The organism is Bacillus sp. SDLI1 (assembly GCF_001553895.1).
Lineage (GTDB): Bacteria > Bacillota > Bacilli > Bacillales > Bacillaceae > Bacillus > Bacillus siamensis.
The window spans coordinates 1,726,383-1,742,581 of sequence record NZ_CP013950.1 but is presented as its reverse complement, the minus strand read 5'-3'; the positions used below and the strand labels follow the sequence as shown (position 1 = coordinate 1,742,581).

The 16,199-nt window shown below is 34.9% G+C and carries 16 protein-coding genes and 4 pseudogenes; 16 read left to right on the top strand and 4 right to left on the bottom strand.

The genetic code is table 11. From position 1 onward, the window contains the following. Position 1: 1 nt before the first annotated feature. The 7 genes from AUL54_RS08170 to tmrB all read left to right on the top strand — a co-directional run bounded on the left by AUL54_RS08170 (position 2) and on the right by tmrB (position 7,827). Positions 2-508 (top strand): hypothetical protein, encoded by a 507-nt coding sequence (locus AUL54_RS08170; protein WP_060963524.1) that lies wholly within the window; start codon positions 2-4, stop codon positions 506-508. Positions 509-570: 62 nt separating this feature from the next. After that, the gene (locus tag AUL54_RS08165; RefSeq protein WP_060963523.1) at positions 571-951 is read left to right on the top strand and encodes a cystatin-like fold lipoprotein; all 381 of its coding nucleotides are present in this window, start codon (positions 571-573) and stop codon (positions 949-951) included. A gap of 309 nt (positions 952-1,260) precedes the next feature. After that, positions 1,261-2,166, top strand: coding sequence for a HamA C-terminal domain-containing protein (locus AUL54_RS08160; RefSeq protein WP_060963522.1), 906 nt, complete (start codon positions 1,261-1,263; stop codon positions 2,164-2,166). Further along, entirely contained in the window at positions 2,166-4,730 is a 2,565-nt protein-coding gene (locus AUL54_RS08155; RefSeq protein ID WP_060963521.1) for a DEAD/DEAH box helicase, read from the top strand. Before AUL54_RS08160 ends, AUL54_RS08155 begins: the two co-directional genes overlap by 1 nt. Before the next feature lie 262 nt (positions 4,731-4,992). Then, on the top strand, positions 4,993-6,168 hold the full coding sequence (locus tag AUL54_RS08150) for a Rap family tetratricopeptide repeat protein (RefSeq protein WP_060963520.1): 1,176 nt from the start codon (positions 4,993-4,995) through the stop codon (positions 6,166-6,168). A gap of 621 nt (positions 6,169-6,789) precedes the next feature. Then, positions 6,790-7,176: a cystatin-like fold lipoprotein gene (locus AUL54_RS08145; protein ID WP_060963519.1), complete on the top strand. Its 387-nt coding sequence runs from the start codon at positions 6,790-6,792 to the stop codon at positions 7,174-7,176. Positions 7,177-7,233: 57 nt separating this feature from the next. Then, positions 7,234-7,827 carry a tunicamycin resistance ATP-binding TmrB gene (tmrB, locus tag AUL54_RS08140; protein WP_060963518.1) on the top strand — a complete coding sequence of 198 codons (594 nt, stop codon included), beginning with the start codon at positions 7,234-7,236 and terminating at the stop codon, positions 7,825-7,827. 283 nt (positions 7,828-8,110) lie between these two features. Here the strand turns inward: tmrB and AUL54_RS21945 are convergent, their stop codons facing one another. Beyond that, entirely contained in the window at positions 8,111-8,164 is a 54-nt protein-coding gene (locus AUL54_RS21945) for a hypothetical protein (RefSeq protein WP_420913155.1), read from the bottom strand. A 320-nt stretch (positions 8,165-8,484) separates the two neighbouring features. Further along, positions 8,485-8,988, bottom strand: coding sequence for an RrF2 family transcriptional regulator (locus AUL54_RS08135; RefSeq protein WP_045925214.1), 504 nt, complete (start codon positions 8,986-8,988; stop codon positions 8,485-8,487). Positions 8,989-9,185: 197 nt separating this feature from the next. Here AUL54_RS08135 and AUL54_RS08130 point away from each other — a divergent pair, with 197 nt between their 5' ends. From AUL54_RS08130 to AUL54_RS21685, 7 genes and pseudogenes are all read left to right on the top strand, one after another. Continuing rightward, a complete protein-coding gene (locus tag AUL54_RS08130) occupies positions 9,186-9,827 on the top strand; it encodes an FMN-dependent NADH-azoreductase (protein ID WP_060963517.1) in 642 nt (213 codons plus the stop codon). Positions 9,828-9,897: 70 nt separating this feature from the next. After that, positions 9,898-10,026 (top strand): annotated as a pseudogene (locus AUL54_RS21155) (tetratricopeptide repeat protein); the annotation flags it as partial. Then, complete coding sequence (locus AUL54_RS20650) at positions 9,983-10,111, top strand: phosphatase (RefSeq protein WP_082761625.1); 129 nt, start codon at positions 9,983-9,985, stop codon at positions 10,109-10,111. The pseudogene AUL54_RS21155 and the gene AUL54_RS20650, both read left to right, overlap by 44 nt. Before the next feature lie 182 nt (positions 10,112-10,293). Further along, positions 10,294-10,818 (top strand): NAD(P)H-dependent oxidoreductase, encoded by a 525-nt coding sequence (locus AUL54_RS08125; RefSeq protein WP_016937151.1) that lies wholly within the window; start codon positions 10,294-10,296, stop codon positions 10,816-10,818. Between the two features lie 399 nt (positions 10,819-11,217). After that, positions 11,218-11,340: pseudogene (locus AUL54_RS21150) on the top strand (IS1595 family transposase); the annotation flags it as partial. 115 nt (positions 11,341-11,455) lie between these two features. Further along, the gene (locus tag AUL54_RS08120) at positions 11,456-12,259 is read left to right on the top strand and encodes an alpha/beta fold hydrolase (RefSeq protein ID WP_060963516.1); all 804 of its coding nucleotides are present in this window, start codon (positions 11,456-11,458) and stop codon (positions 12,257-12,259) included. Between the two features lie 98 nt (positions 12,260-12,357). After that, a pseudogene (locus AUL54_RS21685) lies at positions 12,358-12,570 on the top strand (cupin domain-containing protein); the annotation flags it as partial. Positions 12,571-13,441: 871 nt separating this feature from the next. Here AUL54_RS21685 and AUL54_RS08105 read toward each other — a convergent pair. Both AUL54_RS08105 and AUL54_RS08100 read right to left on the bottom strand, forming a co-directional pair. Then, on the bottom strand, positions 13,442-14,389 hold the full coding sequence (locus tag AUL54_RS08105) for an alpha/beta hydrolase (protein ID WP_060963514.1): 948 nt from the start codon (positions 14,387-14,389) through the stop codon (positions 13,442-13,444). Between the two features lie 79 nt (positions 14,390-14,468). Next, positions 14,469-14,888 carry an organic hydroperoxide resistance protein gene (locus tag AUL54_RS08100; protein WP_060963513.1) on the bottom strand — a complete coding sequence of 140 codons (420 nt, stop codon included), beginning with the start codon at positions 14,886-14,888 and terminating at the stop codon, positions 14,469-14,471. Between the two features lie 271 nt (positions 14,889-15,159). Between AUL54_RS08100 and AUL54_RS08095 the strand changes: the two genes are divergently transcribed. Together AUL54_RS08095 and AUL54_RS08090 are read left to right on the top strand one after the other, a co-directional pair. Continuing rightward, positions 15,160-15,600 (top strand): MarR family winged helix-turn-helix transcriptional regulator, encoded by a 441-nt coding sequence (locus AUL54_RS08095; RefSeq protein WP_060963512.1) that lies wholly within the window; start codon positions 15,160-15,162, stop codon positions 15,598-15,600. Between the two features lie 160 nt (positions 15,601-15,760). Next, a pseudogene (locus tag AUL54_RS08090) lies at positions 15,761-16,112 on the top strand (cystatin-like fold lipoprotein); the annotation flags it as partial. Positions 16,113-16,199 lie beyond the last annotated feature (87 nt).

The window sequence follows — 16,199 nt, the reverse complement described above, 5'->3', positions numbered from 1 at the left end:
CATGAAAACACATATTTCATGGATTTGTGTTTGTTTCTTTGTAGGTTTGGTGACAGCATATTGGTTTCACGGGGCACAGAGTTCTAAGATCGACCAACTCAATAAGAAAAATGATGTGTTAATAGAAAAAAACAAAGAATTGAGTCAGATTCAGGATGAAGGCAGCGCAAAAAAGAACAAGGCATTTTTTGAAGCGTTTCTGAATTACAGTGATATTGATAAGCGATACGATTCGGTAAAAAAATACACCACGGAAAAAGGCTTTGATTATGCCTTCCCTTCCCGATCTGACAAAAAGCATTCTATTAGCGTACAAAGCAAGTTACGCTCACTGGAAAGCTATTCAAAGCCGATTGATGATTCGACTGAATTGTTTTTGAACGTTGTAGAGGTATCAACTACTGCAAACTCTGTAACCAGTCATCAAGTGCTGATTGTCCAAACAAAGATGAAGAAGGAAAAGAACAAGTGGCTGGTAGATGACGTACAGGTAAAAGGAAATGGATAAAAAGTGGAAAAACAACTATATTTTGAGTATAATCAATATTGAAAAAATAGGGGGTGCATATTTTGAAGAACCTTTTTATTTTCCTTAATATAATCGCTTTGCTTCTGCTGACTGCGTGTGGCGGTAGTAAATATGATAATGCAATTAATGAAGTAATTAAGCAGGAGAAGAAAACTAGAAAAGAAATGAGAGCTGATTCGGATGAGTACAAGAGAGAGAACGCCGTAATTCGTGTATATGAGGATGGGAAGTATATTCAACTTGCGTTTTACCAACCAGAAGAAAGTTCTCGCAAGCTTACTACTTATTCTTATTATGAGAAGCTTGGAGATTCTTATGAGGAAATGGCACATATGCCGGGTGATGGTGATGGCGACCGACTTGGTCTGTATAAGAAAACACCTGATTATGAAGAAGTTAAAGGGAAGGAAACTAAGGAGTAGACTTTATGTCTGCTCTTTTTCTCTTTGAAATCCTGTCAACTAAGTGAACATGTTTAATTAATGATACATTTATGTATTTTGAATCGAGGAAAGGAACATGGGGATGGCAATTTACACTACTGATTAGAATATCTAATCGTAAATTGTAATACGTTTGCCAATTATATGTGATATTTACTTTAATGATATCTGGTTATTTCTTGGATTGAAGAAAGACAAAAGTCATAGAGAAACATTTTTTATCAACTTTTGTCATATTTGAAAAAATGTTATAATCAAGAAAATTAATGACCAGAAGGAGAAGATGTCTTGATAAAGCCTCTTGTCAAGAAAAAATTTCTTGATCATTTTTATCATGAAGTTAAGGACCATGTACTTGAAGACGATAGATCACGATTAAACTTACATATAATCAGAATTTTAAATAATCAATTTGCTATAAAGCCTTTAATGCAGGAATTACTCAATCATATGATATCGTTTTGTTTATCAAAAAAGGAATATAAAAACCTTATAGAAGAAGAACGTTTTGGTGAACTTGCAGAATTAGCCCAAGAGCGATTTAGAGATTATGAATCAAACGAGGGAGAGTTTGGAGAGTTACTACTTTATTGTTTTTTAGAATCTCATTTAGAGGCTCCTAAGTTGTTAACAAAAATGAACTTGAAAACTTCCCATAATGATTATGTGAAGGGGGCGGATGGGGTTCATCTATTAAAACTAAGTGAAAACAACTATCAAATTGTTTTTGGTGAATCCAAAATGTATAAAACTTTTAAAGAAGGATTAAGAAAAGCGTTTTCATCAATAAATAGTTTTATTAATCACAAAAAAAACAATATACATTTTGAAATAAACTTAGTTAACACCCATTTTGACCAAGAAATAGAAGATGAACAAACCTATGAAGAAATTAAAAAAATAATTTTTCCGAGTGCGCAAGAAGATGAAATAAATACAGATAATGCTTTTGGAATTTTTGTGGGATTTAACTTGGAACTAGATTCTCAAATAAAAAGGCTATCTAATTCTGATTTTCAAAATACTGTGCGTGGTATGGTTAAGGATGTAGTTAAAAAGGAATACAAATACATTGAGTCCCAAATCGATAAGTATGAATTATACGGGTATACATTCTACATTTATTGCATTCCTTTTGTGGATATTGAGAAAGTAAGAAAAGAAGCAATAAAGAAATTAAAAGGTGAAGGCTAATGAAAATATTAGAAAGACTAGCTATGGATGTAGCTAAGGATTCTTATTTTAACCAGCTTTTTAATGAGATCAGTGAAATGTTTTTTAAAAATGTATTTCAGGAAAAACAAGATCTTATTACTAAGAAGAAATTAACGGATATAATGAGGTTTTGTGATATCTTATCAAACTCAACAAGTACTGAACATCGAAATTTATCATATAAAATAATCACCCTTTTATATCCATTTTTCCAAGAGGATTATTCATTCAAATTAGTGGCTAATGCAGTTTTATCAAAACTAGGGAATTTCCCGGCTCTACAGCTATTAAATTATAATGTCAGCTTACCTTTTGATAGAAGGTTAGAGACAAAAGTAAAAAGGATCGTACAACGTACGAATACTTTTGATAATATTTATTTAACTGATACCCAATTTGCATTGTACCAAAAATTGATTAATTCCAACGTGTTTAGCTTTTCCGGTCCTACTTCAATGGGAAAGTCATTTATGATTAAATTAAAAATAGCTGAATTGATGAATGAAGAGAGAAGACCAAACATTGCAGTAATAGTACCTACTAGAGCATTAATTCATCAGTTTGCATCCGAGATTAAAATAGATTTAAAAAAACAGGTTAATGAAAAAAATTATACAGTTCTAACTCATGGGAATCTAGAAGGACTTGACATTGAGAATACAAAATTAATATTGGTTCTAACTCCAGAAAGGTTACTCTCTTATTTATCTGAATTCACTTATCCTAGAATAAATTGCTTGTTTATTGATGAAGCTCATAAATTGGCTAGTGAGCAAGATAAAAGGAGTGTTACTTTATATACTGCTATTGAAAGGGCAATGTTTAGCAACAAGCATATTCAGTTGTTTTTTGCCTCACCAAATGTTTCGAACCCGGAAATATTCTTAAAGCTATTTAATAAAGAAGCGAATTATGTCTACCAATCTAGTGAATCCCCAGTTGCTCAACAACTTTTTTATATAGATTTAATTGAAAGATGTGTGATTCATTATACAGAATTAAAAGATATAATGTATAAACCCAATATTTTAAAAGAACAAACAGACTGTTTAAAAATTATTAATTATTTGTCTAAAGACTATGCTAATCTGGTTTATTGTCCTTCAAGAAGGGAAGCAGTTACTAAAGCTCAAGAGTATAGTGAAAGATTTCCAACAAAAGATATGAGTATAGAAACAAAAAAAAGAATTCAGGAAGCAATTCGAATTATTGAGTCTGTTGTCCATCCTGACTATTATCTTATTGATTGCTTAAAAAAAGGAGTTGCTTATCACTTTAGCAATCTACCCCAGGTTGTGCGTAATAATATAGAAAAACTATTTAAAGATGGTATTATAAAATTTCTATTTTGTACCTCTACTCTGTTAGAAGGAGTTAATTTACCAGCAAAAAACGTTTTTATTCTTAAAAATAAAAATGGGACTAGAAATTTTAAAAAAGTGGACTTTTGGAATTTGGCCGGTAGAGCTGGGCGCTTAAAATATGAATTGTCTGGTAATATTTTTTGCATTAGAAATGAAGATAGAGATTGGAAAAACTCAGATGATTTCCTAAAAGGTAAAGAAAGTATAACTCTGAACCCCACAGTATCTAAGAATTTAAATAACAATATTTCAGAAATAGAGAATGCCATAAACAACAAAGAATTAACTAAGTTAAAGGCAACTGAAAAAGATATAGTTAAATATCTAGCTAATATCATAAGTATTAATACATTAGATCTTGCAGAAGGCTATCAATCGCCAATTATTGAAAAATTAATTGAGATAGATCAGTCATCACTAATAGAGAAAGCAAAAGAAAAAGTAGATTTAATTAAAATTCCCAAGAAAATCTTGAAGATAAATCAATTTATACCTATTGAACAACAAGAATCTGCATACCAATATGTTCTCGAAAATAAATTAAAGGGAAAAGATGTGACTTTTCCTTCTACAATTGACTATGAACACTGTTTAAACATTCTACGATTGTTTTATAAAATATATCAATGGAATGATTATGAACAAAAGAAAAGCCTTGGAAATCTAAATAGTCTAAATTACTATGCTGTTATTATGAATCAATGGATTAACGGAATGAGTCTTAATGAATCTATTAATAGAAGTATATTTTTTCATCAAGACAAAAAGAGAAAAATATATGTCTATAGAAATAAAAAAAATCAGCCAGAGTATTTTGATAGCAAAAATAGAAGTCATATTAACATATTGATTAACAATTTAGTGGAAGATATAGAAAATATACTTCGTTTTTCAATTCAGACCTATGTAAGTCATTATTATTTGATACTCCAAGATATTTATGGTGAAGATAAAGCAGGTGTTAATTGGAGTAACTTTTTAGAATATGGTACTAGGAATCCGATCGGGATTGCACTCCAAAATATGGGGTTATCAAGATATGTATCAAATTATTTAATTAAGAATTATAAATCATTATTTGATATTGAATATGGGATACTAAAAGTGGATAAAGAAACTCTTTTAGATAAATTGGAGTTCGGAAGTATAGAGCAGCAAGAAGTACAAATGTTTTTATAATATTCAGTTAAATATTCAATGAAAAGAGAGGCTCTTGGGTCTTTCTTTTTTATTCACAAAGTTAGACGCCTTGTCTGCGCTGCTAGAAACCCTTGTCAAGAAACAAAAGACTTACAATAACCGCAATAAAGACGAAAAGAATAATTTCTTCAATAGACTATTCGTACCTTTTTGCATTTTAACTTTGTAAAGAAATGTCCGATCTGCCATAATACAATTAATGTAAATATTCCAACAATTTAGTGGAGATGGGGGAGCTTTCTTGCAGCAGGGTTTTTTAAAGAGAAGCAAAATTCCATATGATTTGGTGACAAAAAAACTAAATGCTTGGTACATGGCGATAAAAAGTGATTTGGTTGAAGAAGCAGAACGAATTAAAGTGGAAGCTGAAGCTGAACTAGCTAATATGGAAGAAAATCAAGATGCTCTATTATATTATCAGCTGCTAGAATTCAGACATGAAATCATGTTGAGCTATATGAAGTCAAAGAATATGGATAGCTTGGAAAATGCATATGAGACGCTAAGGGAAATTGAATCCCAAGGTCAATTAACCGGTATGTTGGAGTATTATTTTTATTTCTTTATGGGAATGTATGAATTTAGAAGGAAAGAACTGACTACAGCAATAAGTGCTTATCGAATCGCGGAGAAAAAGTTGTTTGAGGTGGAAGATGAAATTGAAAGGGCGGAGTTCTTCTTCAAAGTCGCCCATGTGTATTACTATATGAAACAAACTTATTTCTCTTTAAATTATGCCAATCGAGCGCTTAAAATTTTTAAACAGTACGATGCGTATGCAGTTCAAACCATAAGATGTCAAAATATAATTGCTGGTAATTTAATTGACTCTTTGGATTATGAAAGAGCACTAGATGTGTTTAGAGACACATTGCGTTTAGCTGAATTAGTTGGAGCGGATTACTTGATTGGTATGTCTCAAATGAATATTGGTATTTGTTATGATTATATAGGTGAATATGATAAAGCAGCTAAGTATTTACAAACGTCATTAGAATTTTTCGAAAAGACTGAACACGTCTTTTTGACAAAAACATTGTTCAATATTGTAAATGTTAAAACGAAACAGAAAGCTCTGGCTGAAGCCTTACTTTATTTAAAAAAGGGGCGATCTATCGCAAAGAAATACGGAGATTCAGAATATGAAGCAAAGTTTAAGATTATAGAAGGACTTTATTTTAGTGATGATGAATATTCTTTAATTGAAGAGGCCTTTTCGTATCTGAATGAAAAAAGAATGTTCGGAGACATTGAAAATTTTGCTATCAGAGTAGCGGATTATTTTTATGAAGAAGGGGATTTATCACGTTCCAATGAGTATTATCGACTGAGTATTGAAGCAAGACGAAAAATAAAAAAAGGGGAGATTATTAATGAAAATCAGCCGGACTTTGTTTACAGTCATTTTATTGGGTAGCATTGCAGGAGTGGTTTTAACAAATGATGTCCCTGTTATCAAAGCTCCTTTTCACGTTGCTGATGACAGAGTAGGTGCTTAATGATTTGGACAAAATATACGCTAAAAAGCTCTAACTAGACCCTTTGTGGACTAGTTAGAGCTTTTTTATTTGACCATGTTACCCAGTGTACTCCTCCATGGTGTGATTTAATACGGTATGATTTAAAAATCCGAAATTACTCGTGAAGCACTAAAATTTCTCCTAAGCGCATTCCAGTCAGATAATCGGTCGTATAAAATAATCATTGTGTTGTTTATTGTTTTATTTTCAAGTCCTTTATCTTTTGAATTTGAAAGTGAGTGAGTGTCCATTTTGTGCCCAAAATTAATATAAAACGGTGTAAATGAATGTAATGAATAGCTTCAAATGCTTGAAATGACGGGGTTTTGTAACTAGTGATAAGCTATCACTTTATTGAGGGCCTAGTGGGTGAATAACCCGTGGAGGTTCAAGTCCTCTCGGCCGCATCCCAATGATACCAAGGGTTTAGATACCCTTGGTATTTTTTGTTTATAGACATTTATCTGTTACTGTCCACTTATTTATAGTAGGTCGTATGATTTGTCAGCTATCTCTTTTTGAAGAACCTTTTTATTTTCCTTAATATATTCGCTTTGCTTCTGCTGACTGCGTGCGGCGGTAGTAAATATGATAATGCAATTAATGAAGTAATTAAGCAGAAGAAGAAAGCCAGAAAAGAAATGAGAGCTGCTTCTGATGAGTACAAGAGAGATAACGCCATAATTCGTGTATATGATGACGGGAAGTATATTCAACTTGCGTTTTATCAGCCAGAAGAAAGTTCTCGCAAGCTTACTACCTATTCTTATTATGAGAAGCTTGGAGATTCTTTTGAGGAAATGGCACATATGCCGGGTGATGGGGATGGCGACCGACTTGATCTGTATAAGAAAACACCTGATTATGAAGAAGTTAAAGGAAAAGAAACAAAGTTGGAAGAGTAGATTTATATGTCTGCTCGAGGCTTTTTTTGTATGATAAATAAGAAGGGAGAAATGGAGATGATCATTTGGATAAACGGGGCTTTCGGTTCTGGAAAAACACAAACCGCCTTCGAACTGCACAGAAGGCTGAAAGCATCTTATGTGTATGATCCTGAGAAGATGGGTTTTGCGCTGCGCTCCATGATACCGCCGGAGATCGCGGAAGACGATTTTCAAAGCTATCCCTTATGGCGGACGTTCAATAACCGCCTGTTAGCCTCTCTGACCGATACATACCGTGGCATCATCATTGTGCCTATGACGATTGTACATCCTGAATACTTTTATGAGATCATCGGCAGACTTAGACATGACGGTCAGACGGTTCACCACTTTACACTAATGGCTTCAAAGGAAGCCTTGTTAAAACGGCTGCGCACAAGAGCAGAAGGAAAAAATTCATGGGCCGCCAAACAAATCGGCCGTTGCATTGAAGGATTGTCATCACCAGTTTTTGCGGATCACCTCCAAACAGACAACATGTCGATTCAGGAGGTGGCAGAAACCATAGCCGCAAGAGCCAATCTTCCATTAGACCCTGATACGAGGGGCAGCCTCCGAAGGTTCACCGACAGATTGATGGTAAAGCTAAATCATATCCGCATTAAATAAAGATTCCGCACAGAAAGCCCGAGTAGACTTTAGTCTGCTCCTTTTTTATGCTTCAATATTTCTTTCCCTATTTTTTGGAGGTTTGAGGGCTATTTGTCTGACTCTAGTGAAAATGATTTAGCCTCTATAGTTTTTTTCATCAGTAAAGCATCTATACTATAGGGTATTTTTTAAATTAATTAATATGAATGCACCTGCAGATGCAGACAGAATAGTCAAGAGGAAGTCTTAAAACCTGTTCCTACTGTTAAACCTAGAGCGAAAATAATCAACATAGCACCACTCATACAGCAGTTATTCTTGTTTTGAAACCAATGATCAAAAGTATTCCTAAGATGGTTTCAAAAATAGTTGCTATCCATCCTGCTATCGGTACAAGAGCATCTGGTATAAAAGGAGTTAAGGCAGCAACATCATCCGTGTAATTTTCAATATTTCCCTATACGACATTAGGCTTGCCAGGTGTCCCCCCATATTCCGAATCGATCGGCAGCAGAAGTTAAAAAGCTAATTCCTCAAGCGAGCCTAAGATACAGTGTCATTCATGCTTTCATTTTACATTTCTCCTTCCTTTTTTGAAATTAGTCCGTTAAATAAGAAGATTGTTATTCTTGTTTAAAGGCATCTTTAAGCACAAAAAAGCTCTGACTCATTAATTTAGTCAGAGCTTTTTTTTATGAAGTATTCCCGAGTATCTATCCTAGTTTTTTTAGGCAATACTACGTCCAATTCTTTATTTAACCATGCGAGCGTTTTATTACGAAGATACTTACGCATGTGTTCTTCTGCTTCAAGCATTACCAAGTTAATTGTACAAGAGGAATTGCTGGATTCACAGGAGTTGCATTTGTCTCGATATAGCAGACCATTGCTTACAATATTTTTACATTGAAAAATGGGTTTTGGCCCTTCCACAGCCTCTATTACATCCCAAAAGGAAATATCTTCTGGGGTTTTTGCTAACCTATATCCTCCCTTTACACCAGGGACAGAATTTACAATACCAGCTTTAGATAATTTACCGAAAACTTTTGAAAGAAATGTTTCTGAAAGTCCTTGGAACTCTGCAAGGTCCCGAATCCCGACACTTTCCTTGGAGGGAACATCTATTAAATAAACCAGGCAATGTAAAGCATATTCAACCCCAACACTATACTGCATATAAACTCACCTGCTTTTGATTTTAAGGGTTATCACATTGTATCTTAGGAGTATTTTTGGTGATAGTCAATCATAAAACCCTTCTTTAGGTATATTATTTGTTCCGTTTGACAAAAAAAAATACAGGGTTTATATTAGAGACCGATTCAATCGTCGATTAACTTAATCTTTAATATGAATTAAAAGGAGAGTTTCAAATGAGCAAAACACTTATCATTAACGCACATCCAAAAGTAGATGATACATCGTCATACAGTTTAGGGGTAATGAACCACTTTTTAGAGGCTTACAAAGAATTAATTCCAGAGAGTGAAGAGCTTGAGCAAATTAACTTATATAGTGATGAAGTGCCTATGATTGATAAAACAGTTTTAAGCGCATGGGAAAAGGCAGGCAAGGGCGAAGAACTGACAAGCAAGGAACAAAAAGTAACAGAACGCATGACAGAAGTATTGGAACAATTCAAAAGTGCAAAAACATATGTCATCGTTTTACCTTTGCATAATTTCAATATTCCATCAAAATTAAAAGACTATATGGACAATATCATGATCGCACGTGAAACATTTAAATATACTGACACTGGCTCAGTGGGTCTGCTTAAAGACGGACGAAGAATGCTTGTCATCCAAGCAAGTGGAGGAATCTATACAAATAATGATTGGTATACAGAAGTTGAATACTCTCATAAATACCTGAAATCAATGTTCAATTTCTTAGGTATTGAGGATTATCAAACTATCCGAGTGCAAGGAACAGATGTACTAAATCCGGAGGGTGTATTACAAAAAGCAAATAAAGAAGTTGAAGAAGCTGCTTCAAGATTAGCAGGTAAATAAGAAATAGTATGAAGATCATTGTTGCTGGGGGACTGGAGTAATTGGTCGAGCCCTCCTTCCTAAATTAATACAAAAAGGAAATTTAATGCTCTCTAATGAATATTATCGTATGAGTATTGAAGCAAGACGAAAAATTAAACAAGGGGAGATTATTAATGAAAATCAGGCGGATTCTTTTGACAGCGGAGATTTTAAGTAGTGTATTTTCAATAACTTATTTGCAAGATGATCAATGTACAGAAGTCAAAGTGGCTGCTGATAGGGTAGGCGCACGAGGGTACTAAAAAGGCTTAATCTTTTTAAAAGGGTAGGCCTTTTTTTGACTATAATTGCTGCCCAATTAGTTGCCCTGAATTTATGAAAAGGGATAAAATAGGTGTAATAAAGTTGCTATTTTAAAATTAGAATCAATTCATTATCGCAAAAGCAATAATAACTAATCGGCGAAGAAAGGATAATCAGTCAAATGAAAACATTGGTTATCGTTATACACCCTAATTTGGAAACGTCCGCTGTCAACAAAACCTGGATGAATCGTTTAAAGCAAGAGAATGACATTACGGTTCATGACCTGTACGGTGAATACCCTAATTTTATCATTGATGTAGAAAAAGAGCAGCAGCTCCTGTTAGATCATGAGCGTATCGTTTTTCAGTTCCCAATGTATTGGTACAGCAGTCCCGCGTTACTCAAACAATGGGAAGATGATGTGTTAACACATGGCTGGGCTTATGGAACTGGAGGAACTAAATTGCATGGAAAAGAACTGCTCTTAGCTATCTCCTTAGGCGCACCGGAATCTGATTATCAAGCAGGCGGAGAATATAATATCACGATCAGCGAGCTTATCAGACCGTTTCAAGTCACTGCTAACTATATAGGAATGCGTTTTCTTCCTGCTTTTACACAATATGGGACACTTCACCTTTCAAAAGAAGATGTTAAGAACAGTGCGGAGAAATTGGTTGACTATCTTAAAGCTGAGCATTGATCCGGTATTCGCGAGGGAAGCTGAAATAAATGATGTGAAACTAATTACAACAGGGCAATGAGTACATATTTCTTGATGAAATGTAGAGTTCCTTGGTCTCTAATCGGTGCCCAATTTGTGCTCAGAATTCATGAAAAATGATGAAAATAAGTATAAATAAAATAAACAGATGCTTTGAATAAAAGTTTTTGTAACTCATGATAGGTTTTTACTAGGTTGAGGGCCCAGCGGGTGAATAACCCGTGAAGGTTCAAGTCCTCTCGGCCGCATCAATGATACCTAGGGTAATAGAGAGATCCTTGGTATTTTTTTGTGCTTATTTTTAAATGATCTACTGCTCACAAACTGCCCACTTAATTAAAGTTCAAAGTGATCAAAATATTCAACGTATCTGGCCAATACTTTGCTTGGTTCTTATTTGTCGATAGTCGCCGTAACGAAAGCGCTAAACAACACATTACAGATTCTTTTGATATGACGGACACATATGACAGTTTGCGATTGTCAAAATTCAATGTTTAATCCTTGTTCAACTTACCAAGTTCAGTTAAAAGTTTGTTAAAATTGTGATAAATATATGAAAAGATTAAATGTTCATAACGAAACATTAGGATTACAGGGAAGGGGAAACAAATACATGTCGATTTACCATAAAGTAATTGGAGAGGGATATCCGATCGTTATGTTGCATGGTTGGACACTTGACCATCAGGTGATGTTACATGCAATGGAACCGTTATTCGAGAAACGAAGCGGTTGGAAGAGAATATACATAGACTTACCGGGTATGGGACATTCTAAGCCACAACCGTCTATTCGGAACTCTGATGATATTTTAGAAGCGATATTGCGTCTTTTGGACGAAATTATTCCTGATCAACAGTTTATTGTTTGTGGTAATTCATATGGAGGGTACATTGCCAGAGGTATCGTTCGTTCACGTCAGGAAACAGTTCGTGGATTACTGCTGATGGCACCATTAACTATACCCGAATTCGATGAAAGGGTAGTACCGCAGAAGACTGTTTTAAAAAGAGACAGCGACTTGATATCACATTTGTCTTCAGAGGAGGCGGATGAATTTTGCTCTATGGGGATTGTGCAAGGTAAAACTGAATGGGAGAGGTTTCGAAATGAAATTTTACTTCCTTCTAAACAAACAAATTATGAATTCATAAACAACATTCGTCAAAATGGATATGGGTTTACCTTCGATATTTCATCTAAACTTGAGTATCCCACGCTAATTATCACAGGGCGTCAGGACAATGTAGTCGGATACCACGATGCATGGCGACTACTCGAAGATTACCCAAGGGCAACTTTTGCAGTACTTGATATGGCTGGTCACAACCTGCAAATCGAACAAACCGATGTATTTAATTCATTGGTTCATAACTGGTTAAACAGACTTGAATTGGAAAATTTTCGGTTGTTATAACTTTTCATAAACATGAGTTTACTGTTACAATTACCAGTTAGTTAAACAATAATTGAGATAATGAATATTGGGGTTTGCTAAAATTTTAGTAATTATTAGTCTTTATTGTCATTGGGGATAATTTAATCATTGAATTTCATGATGGAGAAGTAAAATTAAATGAAGGTGAAATGTTTGTCATACCGAAAAATGTTGAACATAAACCTTATGCAGAATCAGAGTGTGAAATTTTGCTTGCAGAACCTAAAGGTGTTGTGAATACCGGGCAAGAAATAACTGATCAAACAGCTGAAAATGATATCTGGATTTAGCTGTAAGAAATAGCCGATCAAAAATAAAACCATTACCTAAGAAATGTTTCTTTATTTCCAGCTGGATTTAAAAAATAATTTTGTTAGGTGTCATGCAATAAATTCAATTGTCGGTGATTGGCCTGTTTAAATGCATCCATTATTTCATACCCGGTGCTACTTATTTCTGTTGTAGTCTGCATACTGATTAATAGGTAAAGAAAGTCGAAAAGGTATACGAAATTCTTCATACAAATTAAAGTTTTGAATGAAAGAGCAGGATTACTCCTGCTCTTTTTCTTTCTAATTGGGCAAGATTAAACACAGACGGTTATTCCTTGGGAAAAACAAAAAAATTTCTTCTATCCAATGACTAGCTGGGCTTTAGCCGGGTTTCTATCACCCTGTTGGGCTTGTCAGATTTTAAAAAGGTATGCTACGTTTATAGTGTTTTGTTTCACCTGATTGTGGGGTAATAAAGATAGAATCAGTAAATAATTCTTAGGAACGACCTCAATCTTATAATAAACATATTGGAAGCCGTAATGGAAGAACTAATATTAAAGGTTTAGGATACTTTGGAGAAATAAAAGTTTGTTTTCGAATGTGATAATATTCACAATAGAGCTGTATGAAGGGGAATCATTTCTCCAAATAGTCTGCAGAAAATACCAACCACAGCCCAAGGATATATCACTAACCGCTTTGGCTGGTATGATCTGTTGGATGTTTCTCTTTTTGATTAAAAAGCTCATCAAAAGTTCCATTATTCCAACGTGAATATATTTGCGATAAGTGATTAAATCAATATACGATCCACTCAATTATTTGAGTGGATCTGTTTGTTTTTTATTTTTTTTGCAGCGGCCTCTATGTGACGAAACAATGTGAATTAAAACCCTTTACGCAACCAGGCTGTGGCAAGATCAATTGCTCCGCGCGCAGCTTCAGTTTTAGCTAAGGCGTTGAGCATCACGAAATCGTGAATGATACCTTGGAAACGTACGGCAGTGACCGGAACACCAGCTTCACGAAGTTTATTGGCATATGCTTCTCCCTCGTCACGAAGTACATCAGCTTCAGCTGTGATAATCAATGCAGGCGGAAGTCCTTGAAGCTGCTCAGTAGTTGCACGTAGAGGTGATGCTGTAATTTCAGCACGCTCATTCGAATTGGTTGTGTACTGATCCCAAAACCACATCATCGCGTCCTTGCGTAAAAAGTATCCTGTAGCAAACTGGTGATAGGATTCCGTATCGAAAGAAGCGTCTGTTACCGGATAGAAAAGTAATTGTTGTCGGATATTCAAGTCACCTCGTGCTTTGGCCATTAGCGTGACAGCAGCAGTCATATTGCCTCCAACACTATCACCTGCAATTGTTAGACTCTCGGGAATCATGCCGTTCTCACGGCCATTTTCAGCTGCCCACTTCACTACTGCATAGATTTCTTCAATGGCTGTCGGATATTTTGCTTCTGGAGATAAGGTGTAATTTGGAAAGACAATAGCAGCTTGTGCTCCAACTGCCAGCTCACGGATGAGCCGATCATGTGTATGCTCATTACCAAATACCCAGCCGGCCCCATGAATGTACACGATGACAGGAAGGTGCGCAGGCGCATTCTGTGGGCGCATTATTCTTACTGATACCTGTCCGCTCGGTCCTCCTGAAATCATAATATCTTCAATATCAACTGGGAGTTTATCAATTGGGTCAGATTGGACCTCATCTACAGCTTCTCGTCCTTTCTCAGGTCCAAGGTCGAATAGATAGGGTGGGTTCGCGGTTGCTTCTGCAAATTCTTGAGCTGCTTTTTCTAATTGTACTTTCTTTAACATAAATCTCACTCCTTATTTGAAGGTTGGTCACCTATATGTTTTAATCATTATTTTTTATTCCATCTTGGCATCTTTTGTCTTACATTGCTGTTGTAATGATTTGTACATCAATATTTCCGCGAGTAGCTTTAGAATATGGACATACTTGATGAGCTGCATGTGTTAATTCTTCTGCTTGCTCTTGAGATACCCCTTGAATTTCCACCTCCAAAACAACTCCGAGTTTATAACCATTATCACTTTCATCTTTTAATAAACTTACTTTACCAGTAACTGCTGATTCGATTTTTAATCGTTTTCTTTGGGCTGCTAAATGAAGAGCACTGTCATAACAAGCTGAATAGCCTGCCGCAAATAATTGTTCTGGATTTGTCGCCGTGGATACTTGATTTGGTTTTGGCATAGCTAAATCCAAATCAATCATAAGATCATTAGATTTTACATGACCTTCTCTTCCGCCTTTTGTTGTAGCTTCTGCTGTAAAATATACTGTCATCATCAAACACTCCTATAAATTAAATTTAACACAATTGAATTTTAATCAATCTAACTAGCGTTGTCAATTAAATTTTTAAAAATTTAATTGTTCTCAATTTAAATTCGTAATTAAATGGCAGTTTAAAGTTAGTGTACATAATAACCATATTGAGAAAATAGGAGATCATAGTATAAGTTATGATTAATTAAATTGTTAGTCATTCAATTTTACTTAATGTAATTCTTGTGCTATTATGTGTAATAATGAATATAAATATTGTGAGGGATTTAACATGAAGAAGGATGATAAATTACTGTTAAGTAATCATCTGTGTTTTGCGATTTATGCAGCTTCCCGTGAAATGATAAAGTTATACCATCCTCTCTTAAAAGAATTAGGAATTACTTATCCGCAGTATTTGGTTCTTCTTGTTTTATGGGAGAAGGAAAAAATATCTGTTAAAGGTTTAGGCGAAGAATTATATCTAGACTCCGGAACATTAACTCCAGTTTTAAAACGACTTGAGGAGCGAGGTCTTATTATAAGAGAGCGTTCAAAAGAGGATGAACGAAGTGTAATTATTACGTTAACAACTGAAGGGAATGAGTTTAAAGAAAAAGTCACATTGATTCCTAATGCAGTATTTGATAAAACCGGTTGTAATGAAGAAGAAATTAAAAGTTATAACAAGGAAATTCGTAATTTACTTAACATGCTGACAACTGAGCAATAGTTTTATGAATATAGATGGTGGGCCTAGCGGGTGAATAACCCGCGGAGATTCAAGTCCTCTCGGCCGCATCAATGATACCAAGGGTTTTGATACCCTTGGTATTTTTTGTTTATAAAAATTTATCTGTTACTGTCCACTTACTTATAGTAGGTCGTATGATTTGTCAGTCACCTTCATCCTTCTGCTGACTGCGTGCGGCGGTAGTAAATATGATAATGATTAATGAAGTGATGAAGCAGGAGAAGAAAGTCAGAAAAGAAATGCGAGCAGATTCAGATGAGCACAAAAGAGATAACGCCATAATTCGTGTATATGATGACGGGAAATATATTCAACTTGCGTTTTATCAGCCAGAAGAAAGTTCTCGTAGGCTGACTGCTTATTCTTATTATGAGAAGCTTGGAGATTCTTATGAGGAAATGGCACATATGCTGGGTGATGGTGATGGCGACCGCCTTGGTCTTTATAAGAAAACACCTGATTATAAAGAGGTTAAAGGCAAGGAAACAAAAACAATGTGCTTGTTCATTCCTGATAGGGGAACAATTGTTTTACCGTTAAGTTGTTGTGTGAGAGCCAGTATGTTAAAATGCTACGTA

Excerpts from the sequence above, each read along its gene's own strand:
- AUL54_RS08120 (WP_060963516.1), top strand. The coding sequence starts at position 11,456 with ATGTCGATTTACCATAAAGTAATTGGAGAGGGATATCCGATCGTTATG.
- AUL54_RS08100 (WP_060963513.1), bottom strand. The coding sequence starts at position 14,888 with ATGATGACAGTATATTTTACAGCAGAAGCTACAACAAAAGGCGGAAGA.
- AUL54_RS08170 (WP_060963524.1), top strand. The coding sequence starts at position 2 with ATGAAAACACATATTTCATGGATTTGTGTTTGTTTCTTTGTAGGTTTG.
- AUL54_RS08105 (WP_060963514.1), bottom strand. The coding sequence starts at position 14,389 with ATGTTAAAGAAAGTACAATTAGAAAAAGCAGCTCAAGAATTTGCAGAA.
- AUL54_RS08155 (WP_060963521.1), top strand. The coding sequence starts at position 2,166 with ATGAAAATATTAGAAAGACTAGCTATGGATGTAGCTAAGGATTCTTAT.
- tmrB (WP_060963518.1), top strand. The coding sequence starts at position 7,234 with ATGATCATTTGGATAAACGGGGCTTTCGGTTCTGGAAAAACACAAACC.
- AUL54_RS20650 (WP_082761625.1), top strand. The coding sequence starts at position 9,983 with ATGAAAATCAGGCGGATTCTTTTGACAGCGGAGATTTTAAGTAGTGTA.
- AUL54_RS08095 (WP_060963512.1), top strand. The coding sequence starts at position 15,160 with ATGAAGAAGGATGATAAATTACTGTTAAGTAATCATCTGTGTTTTGCG.
- AUL54_RS08135 (WP_045925214.1), bottom strand. The coding sequence starts at position 8,988 with ATGCAGTATAGTGTTGGGGTTGAATATGCTTTACATTGCCTGGTTTAT.
- AUL54_RS08130 (WP_060963517.1), top strand. The coding sequence starts at position 9,186 with ATGAGCAAAACACTTATCATTAACGCACATCCAAAAGTAGATGATACA.
- AUL54_RS08125 (WP_016937151.1), top strand. The coding sequence starts at position 10,294 with ATGAAAACATTGGTTATCGTTATACACCCTAATTTGGAAACGTCCGCT.